The organism is Alphaproteobacteria bacterium, from assembly GCA_039980135.1.
Taxonomy (GTDB): domain Bacteria; phylum Pseudomonadota; class Alphaproteobacteria; order UBA6615; family UBA6615; genus UBA8079.
In genome coordinates, this window is sequence record JBDXCV010000003.1 from 1044671 (window position 1) to 1065056 (window position 20386).

General features: G+C 63.3%; 21 protein-coding genes. 5 read left to right on the forward strand and 16 right to left on the reverse strand.

What is annotated here, in order from left to right; translation table 11 throughout:
* Positions 1–65 precede the first annotated feature (65 nt).
* From sucD to ABJ363_06980, 6 genes are all read right to left on the reverse strand, one after another.
* Positions 66–941 (reverse strand): succinate--CoA ligase subunit alpha, encoded by an 876-nt coding sequence (sucD, locus tag ABJ363_06955; protein ID MEP4378723.1) that lies wholly within the window; start codon positions 939–941, stop codon positions 66–68.
* Between the two features lie 4 nt (positions 942–945).
* A complete protein-coding gene (gene sucC / locus ABJ363_06960) occupies positions 946–2142 on the reverse strand; it encodes an ADP-forming succinate--CoA ligase subunit beta (GenBank protein MEP4378724.1) in 1197 nt (398 codons plus the stop codon).
* A gap of 199 nt (positions 2143–2341) precedes the next feature.
* Positions 2342–3319, reverse strand: a complete 978-nt coding sequence (gene mdh / locus ABJ363_06965) for a malate dehydrogenase (protein ID MEP4378725.1) — start codon at positions 3317–3319, stop codon at positions 2342–2344.
* Positions 3320–3432: 113 nt separating this feature from the next.
* Positions 3433–4398 (reverse strand): ABC transporter ATP-binding protein, encoded by a 966-nt coding sequence (locus ABJ363_06970; GenBank protein ID MEP4378726.1) that lies wholly within the window; start codon positions 4396–4398, stop codon positions 3433–3435.
* A 70-nt stretch (positions 4399–4468) separates the two neighbouring features.
* The gene (gene zapE / locus ABJ363_06975; GenBank protein MEP4378727.1) at positions 4469–5611 is read right to left on the reverse strand and encodes a cell division protein ZapE; all 1143 of its coding nucleotides are present in this window, start codon (positions 5609–5611) and stop codon (positions 4469–4471) included.
* Between the two features lie 61 nt (positions 5612–5672).
* Entirely contained in the window at positions 5673–7028 is a 1356-nt protein-coding gene (locus tag ABJ363_06980) for a Gfo/Idh/MocA family oxidoreductase (protein MEP4378728.1), read from the reverse strand.
* A 77-nt stretch (positions 7029–7105) separates the two neighbouring features.
* Here ABJ363_06980 and ABJ363_06985 point away from each other — a divergent pair, with 77 nt between their 5' ends.
* Positions 7106–7663, forward strand: coding sequence for a hypothetical protein (locus ABJ363_06985; protein ID MEP4378729.1), 558 nt, complete (start codon positions 7106–7108; stop codon positions 7661–7663).
* Between the two features lie 121 nt (positions 7664–7784).
* On the opposite strand, the gene ABJ363_06990 is transcribed toward ABJ363_06985, so the two are convergent.
* Positions 7785–8588: a phytanoyl-CoA dioxygenase family protein gene (locus ABJ363_06990; protein MEP4378730.1), complete on the reverse strand. Its 804-nt coding sequence runs from the start codon at positions 8586–8588 to the stop codon at positions 7785–7787.
* A 112-nt stretch (positions 8589–8700) separates the two neighbouring features.
* Here ABJ363_06990 and ABJ363_06995 point away from each other — a divergent pair, with 112 nt between their 5' ends.
* On the forward strand, positions 8701–9051 hold the full coding sequence (locus ABJ363_06995) for a hypothetical protein (GenBank protein ID MEP4378731.1): 351 nt from the start codon (positions 8701–8703) through the stop codon (positions 9049–9051).
* A gap of 6 nt (positions 9052–9057) precedes the next feature.
* Here the strand turns inward: ABJ363_06995 and ABJ363_07000 are convergent, their stop codons facing one another.
* From ABJ363_07000 to sdhC, 6 genes are read right to left on the reverse strand one after another with little or no spacing between them, the layout of a single operon-like run.
* Positions 9058–9681 carry an FMN-binding negative transcriptional regulator gene (locus ABJ363_07000; GenBank protein MEP4378732.1) on the reverse strand — a complete coding sequence of 208 codons (624 nt, stop codon included), beginning with the start codon at positions 9679–9681 and terminating at the stop codon, positions 9058–9060.
* A gap of 27 nt (positions 9682–9708) precedes the next feature.
* Complete coding sequence (locus ABJ363_07005; protein ID MEP4378733.1) at positions 9709–10626, reverse strand: hypothetical protein; 918 nt, start codon at positions 10624–10626, stop codon at positions 9709–9711.
* Positions 10623–11402, reverse strand: coding sequence for a succinate dehydrogenase iron-sulfur subunit (locus tag ABJ363_07010; protein MEP4378734.1), 780 nt, complete (start codon positions 11400–11402; stop codon positions 10623–10625). Before ABJ363_07010 ends, ABJ363_07005 begins: the two co-directional genes overlap by 4 nt.
* A gap of 31 nt (positions 11403–11433) precedes the next feature.
* Positions 11434–13227 (reverse strand): succinate dehydrogenase flavoprotein subunit, encoded by a 1794-nt coding sequence (sdhA, locus tag ABJ363_07015; protein ID MEP4378735.1) that lies wholly within the window; start codon positions 13225–13227, stop codon positions 11434–11436.
* Positions 13228–13237: 10 nt separating this feature from the next.
* Complete coding sequence (gene sdhD, locus ABJ363_07020) at positions 13238–13615, reverse strand: succinate dehydrogenase, hydrophobic membrane anchor protein (protein ID MEP4378736.1); 378 nt, start codon at positions 13613–13615, stop codon at positions 13238–13240.
* A 2-nt stretch (positions 13616–13617) separates the two neighbouring features.
* Entirely contained in the window at positions 13618–14013 is a 396-nt protein-coding gene (sdhC, locus tag ABJ363_07025) for a succinate dehydrogenase, cytochrome b556 subunit (protein ID MEP4378737.1), read from the reverse strand.
* Positions 14014–15390: 1377 nt separating this feature from the next.
* Between sdhC and pdxY the strand changes: the two genes are divergently transcribed.
* Together pdxY and ABJ363_07035 are read left to right on the forward strand one after the other, a co-directional pair.
* Entirely contained in the window at positions 15391–16269 is an 879-nt protein-coding gene (gene pdxY, locus ABJ363_07030) for a pyridoxal kinase PdxY (GenBank protein MEP4378738.1), read from the forward strand.
* A 97-nt stretch (positions 16270–16366) separates the two neighbouring features.
* Positions 16367–17023: a LysE family transporter gene (locus ABJ363_07035; GenBank protein MEP4378739.1), complete on the forward strand. Its 657-nt coding sequence runs from the start codon at positions 16367–16369 to the stop codon at positions 17021–17023.
* A gap of 13 nt (positions 17024–17036) precedes the next feature.
* Here the strand turns inward: ABJ363_07035 and ABJ363_07040 are convergent, their stop codons facing one another.
* Positions 17037–17639 carry a glutathione S-transferase gene (locus ABJ363_07040; GenBank protein ID MEP4378740.1) on the reverse strand — a complete coding sequence of 201 codons (603 nt, stop codon included), beginning with the start codon at positions 17637–17639 and terminating at the stop codon, positions 17037–17039.
* A gap of 122 nt (positions 17640–17761) precedes the next feature.
* On the opposite strand from ABJ363_07040, the gene ABJ363_07045 reads away from it, so the two are divergent.
* Entirely contained in the window at positions 17762–18622 is an 861-nt protein-coding gene (locus ABJ363_07045; protein MEP4378741.1) for a methyltransferase domain-containing protein, read from the forward strand.
* Here the strand turns inward: ABJ363_07045 and metW are convergent.
* Positions 18522–19154 carry a methionine biosynthesis protein MetW gene (gene metW, locus ABJ363_07050; protein ID MEP4378742.1) on the reverse strand — a complete coding sequence of 211 codons (633 nt, stop codon included), beginning with the start codon at positions 19152–19154 and terminating at the stop codon, positions 18522–18524. The genes ABJ363_07045 and metW overlap by 101 nt on opposite strands.
* On the reverse strand, positions 19151–20362 hold the full coding sequence (locus ABJ363_07055; protein MEP4378743.1) for a homoserine O-acetyltransferase: 1212 nt from the start codon (positions 20360–20362) through the stop codon (positions 19151–19153). Before ABJ363_07055 ends, metW begins: the two co-directional genes overlap by 4 nt.
* Between the last annotated feature and the right edge of the window lie 24 nt (positions 20363–20386).

Below are 20386 nucleotides of genomic sequence, written 5' to 3' on the forward strand. Positions count from 1 at the left end.
TACGAGGCTGCGGTCCCTGGTTGCAAAGCGTTGGCGTCCCCCTCACCAACAGATCGGTGACCTACCTAGCCCTTCATTGCCTTCATCATCGTGGTGCCGAGCGCCGACGGCGACTCTGCGACCAGTATGCCCGCGGATTTCATGGCGTCCATTTTTGCATCCGCAGTGCCTTTACCGCCCGAAATGATAGCGCCGGCATGGCCCATGCGTTTTCCGGGAGGTGCCGTGACGCCGGCGATGAACCCGGCGACCGGTTTTTTGATCTTCGACGATTTCAGGAAATCGGCGGCGTCTTCCTCGGCCGAACCGCCGATTTCGCCGATCATGATGATGCCCTCGGTCTCATCGTCCTCCAGGAACAAATCCAGGCAGTCGATGAAGTTGGTGCCGTTCACGGGGTCACCACCGATGCCGATGCAGGTGGTCTGGCCGAGCCCGACAGCGGTCGTCTGCGCGACGGCCTCGTAGGTCAGGGTGCCGGAACGCGAGACGATGCCGATATTGCCGCGCCGGTGAATATGGCCCGGCATGATGCCGATCTTGCATTCGTCCGGCGTGATGACGCCCGGGCAGTTCGGGCCGATCAGGCGTGTGTCGGAGCCGCTCAACGCGCGCTTGACGGCGACCATGTCGAGGACCGGGATGCCTTCGGTGATGCACACCACCAGCTCGACGCCTGCGTCGATGGCTTCGAGGATCGCGTCACCCGCGAACGGCGGCGGCACATAGATGACGGAGGCATTCGCGCCCGTCGTGCTGACGGCTTCGTCCACCGTGTTGAAAACAGGCAGATCGAGATGCGAGGTGCCGCCCTTGCCCGGCGTCACGCCGCCGACCATCTGGGTGCCGTAGGCGATGGCCTGCTCGGAATGAAAGGTGCCCTGGGCTCCGGTGAAGCCCTGGCAGATGACTTTGGTGTTTTTGCCGACGAGTACGGACATGGCGTCAGGCTGCCTCCTTCACGGCGTTGACGATTTTTTCGGCCGCATCCCCGAGATCGTCCGCAGAGACGATCGGGAGGCCTGACTCAGCAAGGATCTTCTTGCCGAGATCGACGTTTGTGCCTTCGAGGCGAACCACCAGCGGAACGTGCAGGGATACTTCGCGCGCCGCGGCGACGATACCTTCGGCGATGACATCACAACGCATGATGCCGCCGAAGATGTTGACCAGAATACCTTCGACATTCGGATCGGAGAGAATGATCTTGAAAGCTGCGGTGACCCGCTCCTTGGTGGCGCCGCCACCGACATCCAGGAAATTGGCCGGCGCACTGCCGTGCAGCTTGACGATGTCCATCGTCGCCATCGCCAGGCCCGCACCATTCACCATGCAGCCGATCGAGCCGTCGAGCTTGATGTAGTTGAGCTCATGCTTCGAGGCCTCGAGCTCCATCGGGTCTTCTTCGTCTTCGTCGCGCAGCGCCTCGACATCGGCCTGACGGTAAAGCGCGTTGTCGTCGAAGTTCATCTTCGCGTCGAGCGCGATCACATCGCCCGCACCCGTCACCACGAGAGGGTTGATCTCGACCATTGAGGCGTCGAGTTCGAGGAATGCCTTGTACATCGCCGACAGGAATTTTGCGGCGCTCTTGATCTGGCTGCCCTCAAGACCGAGCCCGAAGGCGATTTCGCGGGTGTGGAAGGGCATGATGCCGGTCACCGGGTCGATGGCCACCTGGGCGATCTTTTCCGGGGTTTCCTCGGCCACGGTCTCGATATCCATGCCGCCTTCGGTCGATGCCACGATGACGATCCGGGAGGTCTCGCGGTCCACGAGCAGGCTCAGATAAAGCTCACGCGCGATATCACAGCCTTCCTCGACGTAAATGCGCTTCACTTCCTTGCCGTCGGGGCCGGTCTGCTTGGTGACCAGTGTCTGGCCAAGCATGGCCTCGGCATGGGCGCGGACTTCGTCGTCGCTCTTGGCGAGGCGCACACCGCCGCCGCCATCGGGGTTCTCGGCGAAATGCCCGGCACCGCGGCCGCCGGCATGAATCTGGGATTTCACGACCCAGATCGAGCCGCCGAGGTCCTTCGCCGCCTTGCTGGCCTCGTCGGGCGTATATGCAACCGCGCCGCGGGGCACGGAGACGCCGAACTTCGCCAGCAGGCCTTTTGCCTGATACTCATGAATGTTCATTGACGCTTGGTTCCGAAAGACAGATGAGGTGAGCAGCGGTGACGATGAACGTCCGGGATTACCGTATGATTAATTTTTTCGTCCGCCGTCGCGATTGAGGCCCGGTTCATGGGGCCGAATATGGTTAACGAGGCTCGACTTTAACACTCATGTTGCACTGCGCAACCGGGTCGTAAGCCGGGACTGGTATGTGCGGTGGCTACTTACCGGTTTTCTTGCGGGAATCACGCTGCAACTTCTTCGTGACCTGTCCCAGCGTCTCCACGGCCTTTACCGATTTGCGGAAATCGGCGCGTTCCTTTGCGTCGAGCTTGACCTCGACAATCCGCTCCACGCCCTTCGCACCGATCACGACCGGCACGCCGACATACATGTTCTTCACGCCATACTCGCCGCGCAGATAGGCCGCACAGGGCAGAACGCGCTTCTTGTCCTTGAGATAGGATTCCGCCATTGCGATGGCGGATGAGGCGGGGGCATAGAAGGCCGAGCCGTTGCCGAGCAGTTCGACGATCTCGCCGCCGCCCGAACGGGTGCGCTGAACGATCGCGTCGAGCCGCTTCTGGGTTGTCCATTTCATCTTGATCAGATCGGGCAGGGGAATGCCCGCGACCGTCGAGTAGCGCACCGACGGCACCATCGTGTCGCCATGGCCGCCGAGCACGAACGCCGTGACGTCTTCGACGGAAACGTTGAATTCGTCGGCCAGGAAATAGCGGAAGCGGGCGCTGTCGAGCACGCCGGCCATGCCAACGCACATGTTCGGCTTCAGGCCTGCGGCCTCGCGCAGGATGCCGACCATCACGTCGAGCGGGTTAGTGATGCAGATAACGAAGGCGTCGGGGCAGTTCTTCTTGATGCCCGCGCCGACAGATTCCATCACGCCGGTGTTGATGCCGATCAGGTCATCGCGGCTCATGCCGGGCTTGCGTGCCACGCCGGCGGTCACGATGACCACGTCGGCGCCGCGGATTGCGGAATAGCTGCTGGCGCCCGCCATATTGGAGTCGAAGCCTTCGACGGGTGAGGATTCTGCCAGATCAAGCGCCTTGCCCGCGGGCATGCCCTTGACGATGTCGAACAGGACAACGTCGCCCAGTTCCTTGAGGCCTACCAGATGGGCGAGCGTACCGCCGATGTTGCCTGCGCCGATCAGCGCGATCTTGTTGCGTGCCATGTCCGTATCTTCTCCGACGTCGAGGAAAGTTGCCGTGCGCGCGGTGTGTAACGCGAATTCAGGGGTGGTTCAAGGCGTGGACCCCGCAAGGATTTGTGCCGCCGGGCACAGAATCAGTCTTGCGAGCTTGCCTCGCGGACAAGCTTGTACTGCACGTCCATCGCCGACAGGCGCCGATAGAAATTCAGCAGGTCGCGCGCCGGGTTGATCATGCGCTCATAGCCGGAGATGAAGGCCACGATCGTGCCGATCTCGCTGTGGCCCCGGATCACCATCCAGCCGCCCACGAGAAGAATGCTGAGCGGCCCGATCTGGCCGATCAGGTTGTTGATGAATTTCATGAAATACTTGAGCAGGAAGATCCGAATGCGAATGTCATAGATGGACTCGATAAGCCCTTCCGCCTTGTCCGTGTTTTCGTCTTCCAATGCCATGGTGCCGAGCTCGCGGGTTTTCTTTGTTCGCGTCTCGGCCAGTTTGTTGACCTTGCCTTGTATCAGGGGGACCACGAACAGGGACGGGAGGAAGAAGCCGATCGCGACAGCCGCGACCACGGGTTCGATGATCAGCATGTAGCCTGCGACGCTGACCACGATTCCGGCCTGGAGCAGCGGGAAGGACACGCTCTCGCCGACAAACGCGCCCAGTTTCTCCGCCTCGGCGGCGATGATGGACTGGCGGGTGCCGTCATCCGAATCCGCGCCGTAATCTTCATGGTTGAGCGTGCGTCGTCGGAGCAGCCGCGTGACCCCTTCGGCCGCCCGGTTCTGGTATACGTTGCGCACATATTTGAGTCCGCCATGCGCGAGCAGGACGGCCAGATAGAGGCCGCCCAGGAGCATCAGCAGGTCGGTTGCCCCCTTGAGAATCGCGTCGTCGATGATGCGTCGCTGCAGTTCCAGCGGCGCGAGTGACAGGGGGAAGACCAGGATCGTCATCAGGCAGAGGCGAACCTGCTGGGCCGCGCTGATCTTCCAGACATAGGTGTAGAGCCGCCGGGGCATCTTTTGCAGCGGCTGCCCCCCGACCGAGGGCAGCGCCATGAAGTAGAATTCGGCGGTCAGCGGGTTTTCAGCCAACGACGTCGCTCCGTGCCAACGACCCGGATGTCTGCACCCTTTGCCTAGCGGACAATTATAACGCAGACGCTCAAGGCGTGTGCGGGCTGTTCAGATAGTCCTCGGCCTGCATCTCCATCAACCGCGACACCGTGCGTTGAAACTCGAACGCCGTATCGCCCTTCATGTAGAGCTCGCCCGGCTCGCCGTCGGCGCTGGCGAACAGGTTCACATGATGCTCATAGAGCGAATCGATCAGCACCACGAACCGCTTGGCGGCGTCGCGCTCGCGCTCGTCGAGGATGGGAATATTGTCGATCATCACGGTGTGAAACTGGGTCGCAATCGCCAGGAAATCGGAGGCGCCGCGCGGTTTGTTGCACAGTTCGTCGAACGTGAAACGCGCGATCCCGCGCGCCGCCTGGCGTGCCTCGATGCTGCGTCCCTGGACCTCGATTTCAAACGGCAACGGGTCCGCATTGTCGGTCAGGGTCGCGAAGGCCGCGTCGAGCTGGGCGGTCGCGGCCCGTCCGATCGGGGTGTGCCAGATCGGCTCGCCCTTGAGCCGGTCGAGGCGGAAGTCCGTGCCCGCACCGATATCGAGGACATCGAGCTTTTCGAGGATCAGGTCGATGAAAGGCAGGAACCGGTCGCGCTGCAGGCCGTCTTTATACAGATCGCGCGGGGCGACGTTGGACGTGGCGATGACGACCACGCCGTGATCGAAGAAGGCCTGGAACAGGCGGCCCAGGATCATCGCGTCAGCGATGTTCACGACATGGAACTCGTCGAAACACAATAACCAGCTCTCGTCGGCGACATCCGCGGCGACCTGCATCAGCGGGTCGGCGCGTTTCTCGTGTTTGCGCAGCTCGTTGAGGCGTTGCTGGATCTCCAGCATGAAGGCGTGGAAATGCACCCGCCGCTTGCGCTCGACCGGCGCGGTGTCGAAGAAAAGGTCCATCAGCATCGATTTGCCGCGCCCGACCGGTCCGTAGAGGTAGAGCCCCATCGGCGGTTCTTCGCTGCGCCGCCCGAGGCCGAAGCGATCCTTCCAGCCCGACAGGAAGCCTTCGCCGGCGGGCTGATACCCCTTCAGGGCATGATGCAGGCTCTGCAGTTTCTCGACGGCGAGCTTCTGCGTGGGGTCGCGCATCAGCTCGTTCGCCTCGCGCATGGTGCGATAGAGGTCGAGCGGCGTCGGCAGTTTCGAATCGAGGATTTCGTCAGGCATTGCGGCGGTTAACTAGGCCAGCTGGCGGCGGCGTGCAACCGGACGGGGCGCATCGGGCGGTTTACTGAGCCGCCGCGGCGGCCGGAGCGGCGAACATGGCCTCCATATCACGGCGCACCTGCACGGCCTGGATATTGGGGTCGATGTCCACATCGGCCCAGCCGACCGGCTGGTCCTTGCCCACGGCGTTCTTGAGTGTCACCCCGTGGGCCAGCCCGATGGGAAGTCCGCCCGCAGCGAGGCTGGCCGCGGCCGGCATGAGTTTGCCGTAAACGGTGAAACCGCCCTCGCCATCCAGCGCATCACCGGGTTTCAGGTCGCGCTTCGCGGTGGCCACCGCATCCCCGCGGAACCCGGTGGGAGACCCGGTCGGTTCGTTGCGCAATGCCGCGCTCGCGACGGAGATGCCGAGCTCCAGCCCGATCAGGTGATAGGGCTTCCACTGGGCGGCGTAGTTGCCCGATACATCGGTCACCAGTCCGTATTCGTCAAAACACGTACGGACATAATCGCTCGGGGCCTCGAACACCACATAGACACCCCAGCGCAGATCGCCGGTGACATGGCGGCCGTCGCGTTCCTCGGAGCTGATCACCTCGACCTGTCCCTTGTGGTGCAGTTGGCCGCCCTCGGACTTCGGGCGCATCACATGCGGCAGATCGTGGACACCGCAGGCCGGAAAGGCCAGCCCGTCGGGGGCGGGGCTCAGCCCCGTAGCGTTGGCCACGGCGGCCATCTCGATCGCCGACTTGGTCCCGTCGAGGAAAGAATTGAACATCTGCGGGTTCATACCGCCGGCTGCAGCCTGTTCGGCCGTCAGCCCGTAATGCTCCCAGACATCGTCCGGCGTCACATAGTGATAGCCGTCGAGATACTTGGTGCCCTTGCCCGCCGCGATGACATCGAGGCCGCAGGCCCGCGCCCAGTCCACTTGCTCATGAATCAGCGCCGGCTGGTCGCCATAGGCCAGCGAATAGACGATGCCCGCCTGGCGTGCACGTTCGGCCAGCAGCGGCCCGGCCAGAACGTCAGCCTCGACATTGACCATCACGATATGCTTGCCGTGTTCGCAGGCCGCGAGCGCGTGGGCGATACCTGCGGCGGGGCTGCCGGTCGCGTCGATCACCACGTCGATCCCGCCGGCGGCGACCAGCGCCATCGAATCTTCGGTCAGGTGGGTGTTGCCCCGGGACAGGGCGGTATCGAATGTCGCGGCAGACGGGTCCAGCCCGCCGACCCGCGCGCAGGCATCCCGGGCGCGTTCCGGATCCAGGTCGGCGATGGCCATGACGTGAATGCCGGGTGTGCGGGCGGCCTGGGACAGATACATGGTGCCGAACTTGCCCGCGCCGATCAGGCCCACCCGGACCGGTTTCCCGTCTTCGGCGCGCCGGCCAAGCATCGCGTGGAGGTTCATTGCGCTGTCCTTTTCATTTCCCGCTATTCTATCGGTGCAGCCTACTACGAATTGCGAACAGAATCCGGAGGGGAACCATGACCGACTACAACGAAAATGCCCGTGTACCGCATGTGTCGCGGGATGCGTTTCCCGCCGATCAGGTCGGTATCTACGACCACATCATGGAAACCCGTAAGCTCGAATTCATGGCCGAACTCTTCGCCCGGATGGCCAGCAGCCCGGGCGCGCTCGAAGCGGTGGCGTCGGTCGGCGAGCATGTCCGTTTCCACAGCGTGTTCGATGAGGTTCTGCGCGAGATGATCATCTGCACGGTCTCGAAGGAGGTCGGCAACTGGTACGAATGGACCCATCACATTCACCGGATGCCCGACGATATGCGCGCGGTGTGCGGCACGCCGGCTGCCGAGGATCTGCCCGCGCCCGTCGGCCCGGTTCTGCGTTTCTCCCGGATCGTCGCCGGCAACGGCAAGGCCGATGACGCGCTGATCGGGGAAATCCGTGCCACTCTGGGAAATCAGGGCCTCGTCGATCTGACGGTGATGGTCGGCTACTACCAGCTCATCGGCACCTTCTGCACGACGTTGCATGTGCCGATCGAAGACTCGATCGAACGCACGCCGATGCCGGACTGAACGATTCCAAACAGTTCGTCATACGCGGGCTTGACCCGCGTATCTCGTGCGTCGCTGGACGGAAAACCAGAAGAGATGCCCGGAACAAGTCCGGGCATGACGGTGAAAGGGCGGAAAACCCTTACTCAGCCGCCGCGGTGTTTTCCCGGGCCAGCGCCAGCAGGCAGTCATCGTCGAGCGGTTCGATCGGCGCGAAGTCGCGGTGGGCGATCCATTCCTCGCGCTTGAACTGGCGGATGTGATTGTCCACATGGCACAGGCTGAGATAGACGATCACCCGGCCCCAGGGGCTGATGTTCGGCGCCGAAGCGTGCACCAGGTTCGAATGGAACAGCAGGACCGAGCCCGGCTTGCCTTTCGGCGCGATCATCCCGCCTTCGTCGGCGAGTCTGGCGACGGTTTCCTTGTCGAGGGTCCACAGCGGGTAGGAGGTGGTTTGCAGATCATGCCCGGCCTCGATCACGCCGCCCTTGTGGCTGCGGGGAATCAGGTAGAGCGGGCCGTTGAACTCGGTCACCTCGTCGATGAACAGCGCGATGTTCATGGCGCGGGCCTTGGGCATCTTGTCGTCGCGCGCCCAGGTCCCGTAATCCTGATGCCATTGCCAGACGTCGCCGTCGAACGCGGCCTTTCCGTTTATCTTGTACTGGTGCATGTAGACGTTGCCGTCGAGCAGCTGCATTACCGGTTCGATCAGGCGGGGATGGCGGCCCAGGCGACGGAACGCCTCATTGTAATAATGCGCGGCAAATGCGGTACGCACGGCCTCGCCGTTAGATTCGCGCCACACCTCGTCCCGGTCCATTGCGAAAATCGTCGGCAATTCGGCCGCGAGGACATCCATTTCCGCCTGGCTGAAGACCTCGGGGAGGAACACCCAGCCCTCGGTGTCGAACTGTTCGAGTTGGTCCTTGGTCAGTTCCATGGCGCCGCTCCCGGCCAATGTGAGTTGTCTGCCCGGACTATAGCCCGCCCGACTGGTGACGCGGCACATTTAACGTTAGGTTCGCTTGGTTTTTCAACCGCCGGGTCGACTGATGCTGTCCTATCTGAATCTTGCCCTCGAACTCACAGCGAGCCCGATTGCGCTGGCCGGCTATATCGGGCTGGGCGTTTATGCCACGACCAGTTGGCGGGCTTTCAAATATGCGTTTCTTTGGGGAATGGCGGTTCAGATTTTTGCCCTGGCGCTGGGCAAGGTCTCGTTCCTCGATCTCGAGGGGCTCGTCGCCCAGACGATATTGCGCCTGATCGGTGCATTGATCGTCACGATCGGCGTCTACTATCTGTACCGCTTCATGCGCGGGCGTTCGGGCGGCAAAGGCCCGCACGACAGCGGGCCGCCGAAGCAGGACCGCAAGCCGCCGCATCTGCGCCGGGTGAAATAGCACGCGTCAGTCGGCGCGTGACCGCATCAGTGCGGCCAGGTCTCTTTCAGTCTCGCGCGCGCTTTCGGCCAGCTCGTTCGAAACATTGGCACGGTCCCCTTCGGGCCGGTTCTGGCTCAGCTTGAACTTGCCCTCGAGCCGCCCGATCGGCATTTCGAAGGCGGTGACACCCCGCAGCATTCCCTCGATATAGCGCTCTGGCTGACCATCCATTGTCCAGGCCGCGGGGCCGGTGCCCTCGAAGGCCCGGATGAGCGCCGCCTGTTGGGCCCGGACCTTCTCTATGTCCGTCACCTCCTGCGCCGTGCCATAGGCATGCACGACGGCGTAGTTCCAGGTGGGCACGGCGTCGCCGGGCGCATACCAGCGGGGCGAGATATAGGCATGGGGGCCCTCGAAAATCGCCAGCAAACTGGACTTGCCATCGAACATTTCGCCATGGGGGTTGTTCCGCGCGACGTGGGCGACGAGCGTACCGTTCACCCCGGCCGCCGGGTCGAGCATGAACGGGATATGGCTCGCGAAAGGGGCGTCGTCGCGTTGTCCGATCAGAATACCGAACGGGTTGGCCGCGATCAGGTCGTGCAGGATTCCGACGTCGGTTTCGCGAAAATGTTTCGGTACGAACATGGCGCGGCCTCCGGGATCACGCGTGTTTCAGGGCGAGGCCGGGGTCAGCGTGAAACGGCAGGTGCCGCGCGCGATGCTCCGAAACTCGATCGGCGCGCCGGGCGCAGGCAGGACGGCCTCGAACAGGTCGGACGCCTGATCCGGCACGTCGATCGTCGGCGCGGCGCCGGCATTCTCTGTGACCTGAGCGAAGCGCTGTTCGTTCGAGACCATGTAGATGCGCATGTCACCCAGGGTGCCGAACACCGCCAGCCGGTCGTCGATAACCCCTTCGAGAATAAAGTCCTTCTGCGCCAACGCGACATTGCCTTCGGGCACGGCGCATGTGCCGGTCGTCGCCAGGTCGTAATCGCCCGCCAGCGCGCGCGCCGTAGATTCGTCGCGCATGCGTTCGCCCGCGCCGACCACGCTCAGGGAATGCACTGCGGCGGCCAGCAGCACCGGTAATTCGATGGCCTCGCCGTTCGGCAACTGCATGTTCGTCCGCGCGTTCTGAAACATCTGTCCGAAGTTCGGGCTGGTCCGGGCCAATGCCTGCATAAAACCGGCCTGCACCACGATCGAAAAAGTGCCTTCGATGCTCGTCGCGACGGTATGCGCCAGTTCGTCCCGGCTGCTGTCGGCCACGCCGTTCTCGATTCCGGCCCGAACCGTTTGCATGGTCCTGGCGGTCTCCGCGCTCTGCGCCGTCATCGTATTGAGTGCCGCATTGAGGCCCTCGATGCGGGCCGGGTCGGTGGTGCCGTCGTAATACAGGAAGACGGCGCCGGGCTTGAACATGTTGGCGGGGCCGGCGGGAAATCGCTCGCTCTGGGCCTGCGCGGGACCGGCGACCGAAAACGCGAGCGCCGCGGACAGAGCCGCGGCGTTGCGCAATTTCGAAACAGGCTTGCCGACCGGGTACGTGCGCCCGACGGATGTTTCGCGATGGAAGATGCTGTTCAAACCCGGCGTTCCACCATCATCTTCTTGATTTCCGCGATCGCCTTGGCCGGGTTGAGATGCTTCGGGCAGGTGCGGGTGCAGTTCATGATGGTGTGGCAGCGATACAGGCGGAACGGATCCTCGAGCTGGTCGAGGCGGTCACCTGTCGCCTCGTCGCGGGTGTCGGCGAGCCAGCGATAGGCCTGCAGCAGGATGGCCGGGCCGAGATAGCGGTCCTCGTTCCACCAATAGCTCGGACAGGATGTCGAGCAGCAGGCGCACAGGACGCATTCCCACATGCCGTCGATCTTGGCCCGATCTTCGGGGCTCTGCAGGCGCTCGCGCTCGGGCGTCTGGCTGTCGGTCTTGAGCCAGGGTTCGATCTGCCGGTACTGGGCAAAGAAATGGGTCTGATCGGGCACCAGATCCTTGATCACCGACTGATGGGGCAGGGGGTAGACCCGTACATCGCCCTTCGCGTCGGCGATATATTTGGTGCAGGCCAGCGTGTTTCCGCCGTCAATGTTCATCGCGCAGGACCCGCACACGCCCTCGCGGCACGACCGTCGGAAGGTCAGGGTCGGGTCGACCTCGTTCTTGATCTTGATGAGCGCGTCGAGGACCATCGGTCCGCAATCGTCGAGGTCGAGATGATAGGTGTCGACCCGGGGATTGTCGCCGCTGTCCGGGGACCAGCGGTAAATCTTGAAGGCCTTTGTATTGGTCGCGCCCTCGGGCTTGGGCCACTCCTTGCCTTCGGTCACTTTCGAATTCTTCGGCAGCGTAAACTCAGCCATATCGTAAATTCTCCTCGTCGCCGGGATCGGCCTAGTAGGACCGCACCTTGGGCGGGAAGCTCTGGACTTCGTTGGTCATTGTCTGGAGGTGTACCGGGCGATATTTGAGGTCGACTTTGCCCTTCTCGTCGACCCAGGCAAGCGTGTGCTTCATCCAGTCATCGTCGTTTCGGTCGGGGAAGTCTTCGCGTGCATGTGCGCCCCGGCTTTCCTCGCGCTCTTTCGCGCCATTGATCGTGATCACCGCCTGCATCATCAGATTTTCGAGCTCGAGAGTCTCGACCAGGTCGGAGTTCCAGATGAGTGAGCTGTCGGACACGTTCAGATCGTCGCGCGCACCCCAGAGTTCGTCGAGTTTGTTCGCGCCTTCCTGCAGGACCTCACCGGTGCGGAACACGGCGCAGTTGTTCTGCATCGTGCGCTGCATTTCGAGGCGCAGTTTCGCGGTCGGTGTGCTGCCCGAGGCGTGGCGAAGCTTGTCGAAGCGCGCGAGTGCTTCATCGCCGGCATTGTCCGGAAGCGGTTCGTGCGGTGTCCCCGGCGTGACCAGCTCGGCAGCGCGAAGTGCGGCAGCCCGGCCGAACACGACTAGGTCGAGCAGCGAGTTCGAACCCAGACGGTTGGCACCATGTACCGAAACGCTCGCGGCCTCGCCGATGGCCATCAGGCCCGGCGTGACGGCTTCGGGATCGTCCTCGGTCCAGGTCCGGACTTGGCCCTGATACGTCGTGGGAATGCCACCCATATTGTAGTGACAGGTCGGCAGGACCGGGATCGGCTCCTTGGTCACGTCGACGCCGGCGAAGATGCGTGCCGTCTCGGAGATGCCCGGCAGGCGCTGGGCCAGGACGGCGGGGTCGAGATGTTCGAGATGGAGATGGATATGGTCTTTCTCGTCGCCGACGCCACGGCCTTCGCGCATCTCGATGGTCATTGACCGGCTGACAACATCGCGGCTGGCCAGATCCTTGGCCGACGGGGCATAGCGTTCCATGAAACGCTCGCCTTCTGAATTGGTCAGATACCCACCTTCGCCGCGCGATCCTTCGGTGATCAGCGCACCGGCGCCATAGATGCCGGTGGGATGGAACTGAACGAACTCCATATCCTCCAGCGGCAATCCGGCGCGCGCAACCATCGCGTTGCCGTCGCCCGTGCAGGTATGCGCGGAGGTGGCCGAGAAGTAGGCCCGGCCGTAGCCGCCCGTCGCCATGCATACGAGGTGCCCGCGGAAGCGGTGCATCGTGCCGTCGGCCAGATTCCAGGCCATGACGCCCCGGCACTTGCCGTCTTCCATGATCAGGTCGAGGGCAAAATACTCGATGAAGAACTCGGCGTTGTAGCGCAGCGACTGCTGGTAAAGCGTATGCAGGATCGCGTGGCCGGTGCGGTCGGCCGCCGCGCAGGTGCGCTGGGCCGTCCCTTCGCCGTAATTCGTGGTCATGCCGCCGAAGGGCCGCTGGTAGATCTTGCCTGCTTCCGTGCGGCTGAACGGCACGCCCTGATGCTCGAGCTCGATGATCGCCGGGATCGCCTCGCGGACCATGTATTCGATCGCGTCCTGATCGCCCAGCCAGTCCGACCCCTTGACGGTGTCATACATGTGCCAGCGCCAGTCATCCTCGCCCATATTGCCGAGTGCGGCCGAAATGCCGCCCTGCGCCGCCACTGTGTGGGAGCGTGTGGGAAACACTTTCGAGATGCAGGCCGTTTTCAGGCCCTGGTTCGCCATGCCGAATGTGGCACGCAATCCGGCACCACCCGCGCCCACGACGATAACGTCATAGTCATGGTCGATGATTTCATAATCGCCGTTGGTCGCCATCGTTAACCCCTTAATTCAATGCGATTGCGATCACGGCGTAGACCGAGGCGACGCCAAGGAAAATGGCCGCGCCTTTGACCGCGATGATCAGGCCCACTTCGAGCCAGCGTGTGTGGATGTAATCCTCGATCACGACCTGCAGGCCGAGTTGGCCGTGGTAGAAGGTGGCGACGATCAGGAGGATCAGCAGAACGGAATTGATCGGGCTGCTGATGAATTCGACGGCGGCCGCGTGGTCGGCGCCGGTCACGATGATCATGGACACGACGAACCAGATCACGAGCGGGATCAGGGCCAGTGCCGTCAGCCGCTGCATCCACCAATGGTCGGTGCCGCTCTTGGCCGATCCGAGGCCGCGCGCGCGGCTCAGGGGGGAGCGCATGTTCATCTCTATAGCCCTCCGAGGCTGGCGTATCCGGCGACCCAGCTGATGACAGTCAGGACTGCCGCAGCAATGACGACCAGCCAACCCGAGGCAAACGCGGTGCTCAGTTCGAAGCCCTTGCCGGCGTCCCAGACCAGATGCCGGATGCCGTTGCAGAGGTGATAGTAGAGCGCGAAGCTCCAGGCCAGCAGCAGGATCCGTCCGACGACCGAGCCGATGAAGTTCTGCACGGCCGCGAATTCGGTCGGGCCCGCGGCGGCGGCGATCAGCCACCAGACCAGGAGCAGGGTACCGACGGCGAGGCCGATGCCCGTGATTCGATGAAGAATCGACAGCACCGATGTGAATTGCGGGCGATAGACCTGAAGGTGCGGTGATAGCGGTCTGTTGTCGGTCGCCATGTGGCCCCCTGACGTGGCTGCAAAGCCGGAACACGGGAAATGGTTCCGGTGGGTTTTCCGTGTGCCACGCGCCGTTGAACGGTCGTTCATGCCGGTCGCGTGGGTACGAATATCTACGAAGCAGATTTAGCCTCCCACCGCCCGTTTCGTCAATGACACAGCCCCGCGCAAGAGCTTGGATCGCCGGGCACAGGCTCTCATTGAAGCAAAGCGTGTGGAAAACCTGTGGAGGAGTTGTGATCTACCGGTCGAGTTTTGCACAGGAAACTGTTTGTCGGCCGCGATTGGACATTGCCGCCTTGGGGGTGGCGGCGGAACATGTCCGCGCACGCTTTGGCGTGTCGACGGGTTTCTGTCGCGTCCGATCCTCCGCTCTGCGGCTGGCTCGGGCAGGTCCGGGGCGCTCACCAGGGGGCGAGACGGATCGGCGGGAACCGAACGCCGGACCACGGGGGTCGCCGCAAGGCGATGCCGGGTCGGGCGGGAAAGTCGGCGGATGGACATGATCCTTCGGGATCGATCGCCTCGGTGGATGTCCATTCATGTGCACGGTCCGGCATGTGGGCAACCACGCGCCGGGTGCCGGGCACGGCCGGGCGGCCAGACGGACATGGGCTTCCTCGGAAGGGCATGATCAGAGGCCGGCCGGTAAGGAAGGTGCCGTTGCGCAGACCAGCGGTCTTTCCGGTGGCGCGAACCCTTCGGGGCCCGCGCGCCGCCCTGATGTCCGCTTCGGTGGGCCCCGGGGCGAAGGAAGGATGGCGGCGTTTCGTGATCCAGGCTCTCGCCGGCCAGGAATTCGGAACGACGGCCGGGCGGAAACCGGGGCTCTTCGGAGTTGCGGGGACCAACCGGGCGGGTTTGAGGAAAGGTTGCCGACCTTAGGCTTCGACCCCTTCGGGGGCGGCATGGAACGTGTCAAAGCGGACGATGCCGGATAAGCGAAGCGCGCTGGACGACGTATCGGCCAGGGGTGCGTCCCACGCGCGGAGCGACGAGAAGCTGAACGTCAAGGTGGGTATTGGGTCGAAGCCGGCGGGGCGCAAGCCTCGCGGGTGGGGATCCGAAGGGTCTGAAGTCCAGGGGGCAACTCCGGGATCGGAAGATCGAGGAAGGCGTCAGGCGTTACGGGCTCCGCGTCCATGCACCTGGCGCCTTCTTCATTTCCGGAGACTTTATGCGACCCTTGCCAGAAGGTGATCCGTGCGCCGGGCATGAAAAGAACCCGGCGCTTTCGCACCGGGCTCTTTCTCAGGCGTCTAAAGCCGGGCCCCGCATCCAGGCAGATCAATATTCGAGAGGTATCAACGGCGTTTCGCGTCGGTCAAACGAATTCTTGTGCCGGGGCGGCGACGAAGGCAAAACCGGTCCCCAGCGATGAATATTCTCTCCATACAGTCTCAGGTCGTGTTCGGCCATGTCGGTAGCTCGGCGGCCGTATTTCCGCTTCAGTGTCTCGGACATGAGGCCTGGTCCGTCCCCACCGCGATCCTCTCCAACCATGCCGGCTATCCGGATGTTGGTGGTCATGCGATGCCGCCGGACACAGTCCGCGACCTGCTCGACGGGCTCGAGCGTCGCGGCGCCTTTCCCAGTTGTAACTTGCTGATCAGCGGCTATCTCGGCAGTGCGGCGCTCGCCGCGCTGGTCACCGACACGGTCGGCCGTGTGCGGGCGGTAAACCCGGACCTGATCTATTGCTGCGATCCGGTGATGGGCGATGAGGGATCGGGATTGTATGTGCAGGCGTCGCTGCCCGAGCATTTTCGCACCTCGGCGCTGCCGGTCGCGGACCTTATAACCCCCAACCTGTTTGAACTCGCGCTGTTGTGTGGATGCGATTTCGGGGCGTTGAAGGCGGCGTCGGCGAGCGAGATCGTCGCGGACGGCCGCAAGCTTCTGGCGCACATGCGGCCGGGTGCCAGTGTCATGGTGACCAGCGCCGACCATCGTGATCTTGACCCGGGGCGCGTGGCGGTCATTGCGTTCAACGATTCGCAGGCCTGGTCCTTGGAAACGCCGCGGCTTGCGTTTCGATCGGATCCGCATGGGGCAGGTGACCTGCTCAGCGCCCTCTTCGCGGCGGCGATGACGGATCACCGCGGCCTGGCCCGTGCACTGGAAGATAGTGTTGCCAGGGTCTTTGCCGTTCTTTCGGAAACCCGGCGGCGGTCAGGCGCCGAACTCGAACTGGTCGCGGCGCGCGATGTGATCGTGTCGCCGGCGCAATACTTCTCGGCGGTTTCGGTCGCCTGACGCCGCGCGGTTTTTTACCGTGCGCGTAATCTGCTAAGAACCACCCTGGGATGGCACGCCGCCCGGCGCGCATATCGGGGAACAGGAACCCAGTATTTTGGCCGTAACTGATTTCATTCTCATCCAGGGCATCGTGTTTGGTTTCTTCCTCGCACTGCCGGTTGGACCGGTCGGAGTATTGTGCGTTCAGCGCACCCTGTCGCAGGGGCGCATGCATGGCCTCATTTCGGGCCTTGGTGCGGCCTTCGGAGACGCGCTCTACGGTGCGGTGGCGGCGTTCGGAATATCCGCGGTCGAAGACTGGATCACTGGACATCAGGGCGGGTTGCGCCTGGCCGGCGGTGTGATTCTGTTGTTGCTGGCGCTGCGCACCGTGGCCGCGATGGTTCGTGCACATCCGGTTACCGACGGGTCCGACGAGAAAATTCAGCGGCGGATCGAGACCCACAGTCTGGTGAAGGATTTCCTGTCCACCTTCATGTTGGCGATCACCAACCCGATTACCTTTGTCGCGTTTGCCGGCCTGTTGGCGACACTCGGCTTTACCGAGGCGGGCCGCTCGATCGGCAATGCCTCGATCCTGGTCGCCGGTGTGTTTGCCGGATCGGCGCTCTGGTGGATCGCGCTGTCGACGACCGCGAGCCTGTTCCGCCCGATCGTCGATGGGTCGTATCAACTCTGGATGGACCGTATTGTCGCGTTGGTGCTGGCCGGGTTCGGGACCTACGCGTTGCTGACGTCGTTCCTCTACTAGCGCCGGGTGCCGTTCAGGCCTCCGGGTCGGTGGCCGTCATGGAAGGTCGCGCCGCGAAGGCGTCGAACCACGCGGCGAGTTTCGGCCGGCCACCGCGCCAATCGGCGTCGGCGAATCTGAAATCCCGATAGCCGAGCGCGCAGGCGACCGCGATCTGTCCGATCGTGACCGGCCCGCTCAGGTCGCCGGCCTCGGCCTCGAGCTGGTCCAGGGCTGCGTTGACGGACAGTTCCTGCCGGTCGATGAGTTTGGCCGACGCGGCGGCGCCCTCATGGAACATGCCTTCCATCCGCTCCAGGACCGACGCATCCAGGATACCGTCCGCTGCGGCGAGCTGGCGCAACGCGGTCCAGCGGGCGGGGCCGGGGTCGGGGTAAATTCTGGTCGAGCCCTGCGAATCGAGATACTCGCAGACGAGGTTCGACTGATAGAGCGGCGGGCCGTCGTCGCGCACAAGGGTCGGCACCTTGCCGACCGGATTGATGTCGCGGAAGCCGGCTGGGTCTTCCCACGGGTTGATCGCGTCCATTTCGAGCTTGTCGCCGACGCCGGATTCGATGGCGGCGATACGCGCCTTGCGCGCATAGGGGGAAGCGGCGGAGTAGATAAGCTTCATGACTTTCTCGCTTTTTTTCGGTGTCTGATGGCTGAGAGTACACGCGAACCCGAACGAACTGAATTGTGTTCGAAACGGTGCCGCCGCCCGCACCGCCGACACCCTGTGTTAACGTCGCGGCCATGATTCTCGATGTTATCGACCTGCGCGATTTCTACGCTTCCAGCCTGGGTTCCGTTGCCCGGCGCATGATCCGCCGGCAGGTGCGCGCCCTCTGGCCGGACGTGCGCGGCATGCGCGTTCTGGGGTTCGGTTACGCGACCCCTTATCTGACGCCATTCGTCGACGAGGCGGAGCGTGTGGCGGCGGTGATGCCGACGCGCATGGGGGTGTTGGCATGGCCGGAGCGGATCACCGAGGAACGCAACCTCGCCCTGGTCGCCCATGAAGACGAGATTCCGCTGCCGGACCTTTCCGTTGACCGGATTCTGCTGGTGCATGGATTGGAGTACAGCGAGAACGCCCATCTGATGCTGCGGGAGATGTGGCGTATTCTTGCAGATGGTGGCCGCCTGATGGTCGCCGTTCCGAACCGCCGCTCGATCTGGGCCCGCACGGATCACACGCCGTTCGGTCACGGGCACCCATTCTCCACCGAGCAGCTCAACAAGGCCTTGCGACAATCCATGTTCACGCCGGTTCGCGATGCGCGCGCGCTGTTTTTCCCGCCGTCCCGGCGCCGGTTCTGGCTTTCTGCCGCGCCGGCCTGGGAGCGTATGGGTCTGCGTTGGCTCAACCCCGTCGGCGGCGTCACGATTGTCGAGGCGACGAAGCAGATCTATGGCGGCGCGCTCGCGGGCGAAAAACTCCGCCGCCGTTTCTATGTCGCGTTGCCCGAAGGCGGGGCGGCGATGTCGCCCGCGATATCACCCGAGCTGTCGGCTAGCTCCGGCCGATCAGGAAAATCGCCTGCTCGGTTAACAGGTTCGTCCAGTGCCCGATCTGTTTCTGCGACTTCGCCTGACCACGATGATCGATCGTAATGATCTGCTGGGCGGTGAGGTCCAGTTCGTCCAGAAGATTCAGGAAATCGGTCAGGGTGAAGAACCGGATGTTCGGCGATTCATACCAGGCGTTGGGCAGGTTTTCCGATATGGGGCTGCGGCCGCGAAAGAGCAGGTCCGTGCGCACGCGCCAGTATCCGAAATTGGGAAAGCTGACGACGGCGCAGCGCCCGATGCGCAGGAGTTCCCGCAACACGCCCTTCACATCGAAAATCGCCGGCAATGTCTGTGACAGAAGGGCGAAATCGAATGCGTCGTCGGGGTAGTTGTGCAGATCGGTCTCGGCGTCGCCCTGCACCACGGCCAGCCCGCGCGCGACACAGGTGTTCACGCCCTCCTGGCTGAGCTCGATGCCGCGCCCGTCGACCTGGCGGTCCCGCACGAGCAGGTCCAGCAGCACGCCGTCACCACAGCCGACGTCGATGAGCCGGCTGCCGGGTGTCACCATGTCGGCGATCAGTTTCTGATCGACGCGAATGCGCGCGGTCGCGGTGGTTTCCTGTCGGTTCATGGGCCGGCCTCGATCGTCGTTCGAGCATACTGATCGGCCGCGCCGCTCAGGAAGCCCGACAGAATTCGGAAGAATTCCGGCTCCTCGAGAAGGAACGCGTCATGTCCGGAATCGGTCTCGATCTCAACGAAACTCACCGACGCGGCCACGGCATTCAGCGCATGGACGATCTGGCGTGACTCCGCCGTCGGGAACAGCCAGTCGGACGTGAAGCTGACGAGGCAGAACCGGACCGGGGAGCCTTCGAACGCCGCCGGCAACTGGCCGTCATGCTCTGCGGCCAGGTCGAAATAATCCATCGCCCGGGTGATGTAGAGATAGGAGTTCGCATCGAAGCGTTCGACGAACGAGCGGCCTTGATGGCGCAGATAGCTCTCGATCTGGAAGTCCGCGTCGAAGCCAAACGTGATTTCCTGCCGATCCTGTAGGTTGCGCCCGAATTTCCGATGCAGCGCGGAATCGGAAAGATAGGTGATGTGCGCGGCCATGCGCGCGACGGCGAGGCCGCGTTCGGGGTCGACATCCTCGCCGTAATAGGCCCCCCCGCACCAGTTCGGATCGGCCATGATTGCCTGGCGACCGACTTCGTGGAACGCGATGTTTTGAGCTGAATGACGTGCGGCGCCGGCGATCGGAATCGCGCAGTACACCATCTCGGGATTGCGTGACGCCCATTCCAGCGCCTGCATTGCCCCCATGGAACCGCCGATCACCGCAAACAGCTTGGCGATGCCCAGATGCTCGATGACGCGTTTCTGGGCGGCAACCATGTCGGCGATTGTGATGACCGGGAAATTCAGCCCGAACGGCCCGCCGGTACGGGGGTCGATATCCTTGGGGCCGGCGGTACCCATGCAGCCGCCGAGCACGTTGATGCAGATGACGAAATAGGTGTCGGTGTCGATCGTGCGGCCCGCCCCGACGATGCTTCCCCACCAGCCTTCCTTGCCGGTTATCGGATGGGTTTCCGCGACATATTGATCGCCGGTCAGGGCATGGCAGACGAGAATCGCGTTCGACTTGTCTGCGTTGAGGGTGCCGTAGGTCTGATAGGCCACCGTGAACGGCCCCAGCATTTGACCTGACGCCAGCCGCAACGGCGTGTCGGCGCCGAGGACAAGCGTATGGCCCGGAAGGTCGTTGACCGCCGGTTCGACTGCGATTGCATCGCCGGCGTTCTGCGCGCCACCTGGTTCGTGCTTTGTCATTGTCTGGGCATGGTTTGAAGCCGG

What these genes read in the sequence shown, in the direction of transcription:
- sucD (MEP4378723.1), bottom strand. Translation starts at nt 941, where the DNA reads ATGTCCGTACTCGTCGGCAAAAACACCAAAGTCATCTGCCAGGGCTTC.
- sucC (MEP4378724.1), bottom strand. Translation starts at nt 2,142, where the DNA reads ATGAACATTCATGAGTATCAGGCAAAAGGCCTGCTGGCGAAGTTCGGC.
- mdh (MEP4378725.1), bottom strand. Translation starts at nt 3,319, where the DNA reads ATGGCACGCAACAAGATCGCGCTGATCGGCGCAGGCAACATCGGCGGT.
- zapE (MEP4378727.1), bottom strand. Translation starts at nt 5,611, where the DNA reads ATGCCTGACGAAATCCTCGATTCGAAACTGCCGACGCCGCTCGACCTC.
- ABJ363_06980 (MEP4378728.1), bottom strand. Translation starts at nt 7,028, where the DNA reads ATGAACCTCCACGCGATGCTTGGCCGGCGCGCCGAAGACGGGAAACCG.
- ABJ363_06985 (MEP4378729.1), top strand. Translation starts at nt 7,106, where the DNA reads ATGACCGACTACAACGAAAATGCCCGTGTACCGCATGTGTCGCGGGAT.
- ABJ363_06990 (MEP4378730.1), bottom strand. Translation starts at nt 8,588, where the DNA reads ATGGAACTGACCAAGGACCAACTCGAACAGTTCGACACCGAGGGCTGG.
- ABJ363_06995 (MEP4378731.1), top strand. Translation starts at nt 8,701, where the DNA reads ATGCTGTCCTATCTGAATCTTGCCCTCGAACTCACAGCGAGCCCGATT.
- ABJ363_07000 (MEP4378732.1), bottom strand. Translation starts at nt 9,681, where the DNA reads ATGTTCGTACCGAAACATTTTCGCGAAACCGACGTCGGAATCCTGCAC.
- ABJ363_07010 (MEP4378734.1), bottom strand. Translation starts at nt 11,402, where the DNA reads ATGGCTGAGTTTACGCTGCCGAAGAATTCGAAAGTGACCGAAGGCAAG.
- sdhA (MEP4378735.1), bottom strand. Translation starts at nt 13,227, where the DNA reads ATGGCGACCAACGGCGATTATGAAATCATCGACCATGACTATGACGTT.
- sdhD (MEP4378736.1), bottom strand. Translation starts at nt 13,615, where the DNA reads ATGAACATGCGCTCCCCCCTGAGCCGCGCGCGCGGCCTCGGATCGGCC.
- sdhC (MEP4378737.1), bottom strand. Translation starts at nt 14,013, where the DNA reads ATGGCGACCGACAACAGACCGCTATCACCGCACCTTCAGGTCTATCGC.
- pdxY (MEP4378738.1), top strand. Translation starts at nt 15,391, where the DNA reads ATGAATATTCTCTCCATACAGTCTCAGGTCGTGTTCGGCCATGTCGGT.
- ABJ363_07040 (MEP4378740.1), bottom strand. Translation starts at nt 17,639, where the DNA reads ATGAAGCTTATCTACTCCGCCGCTTCCCCCTATGCGCGCAAGGCGCGT.
- ABJ363_07045 (MEP4378741.1), top strand. Translation starts at nt 17,762, where the DNA reads ATGATTCTCGATGTTATCGACCTGCGCGATTTCTACGCTTCCAGCCTG.
- metW (MEP4378742.1), bottom strand. Translation starts at nt 19,154, where the DNA reads ATGAACCGACAGGAAACCACCGCGACCGCGCGCATTCGCGTCGATCAG.
- ABJ363_07055 (MEP4378743.1), bottom strand. Translation starts at nt 20,362, where the DNA reads ATGACAAAGCACGAACCAGGTGGCGCGCAGAACGCCGGCGATGCAATC.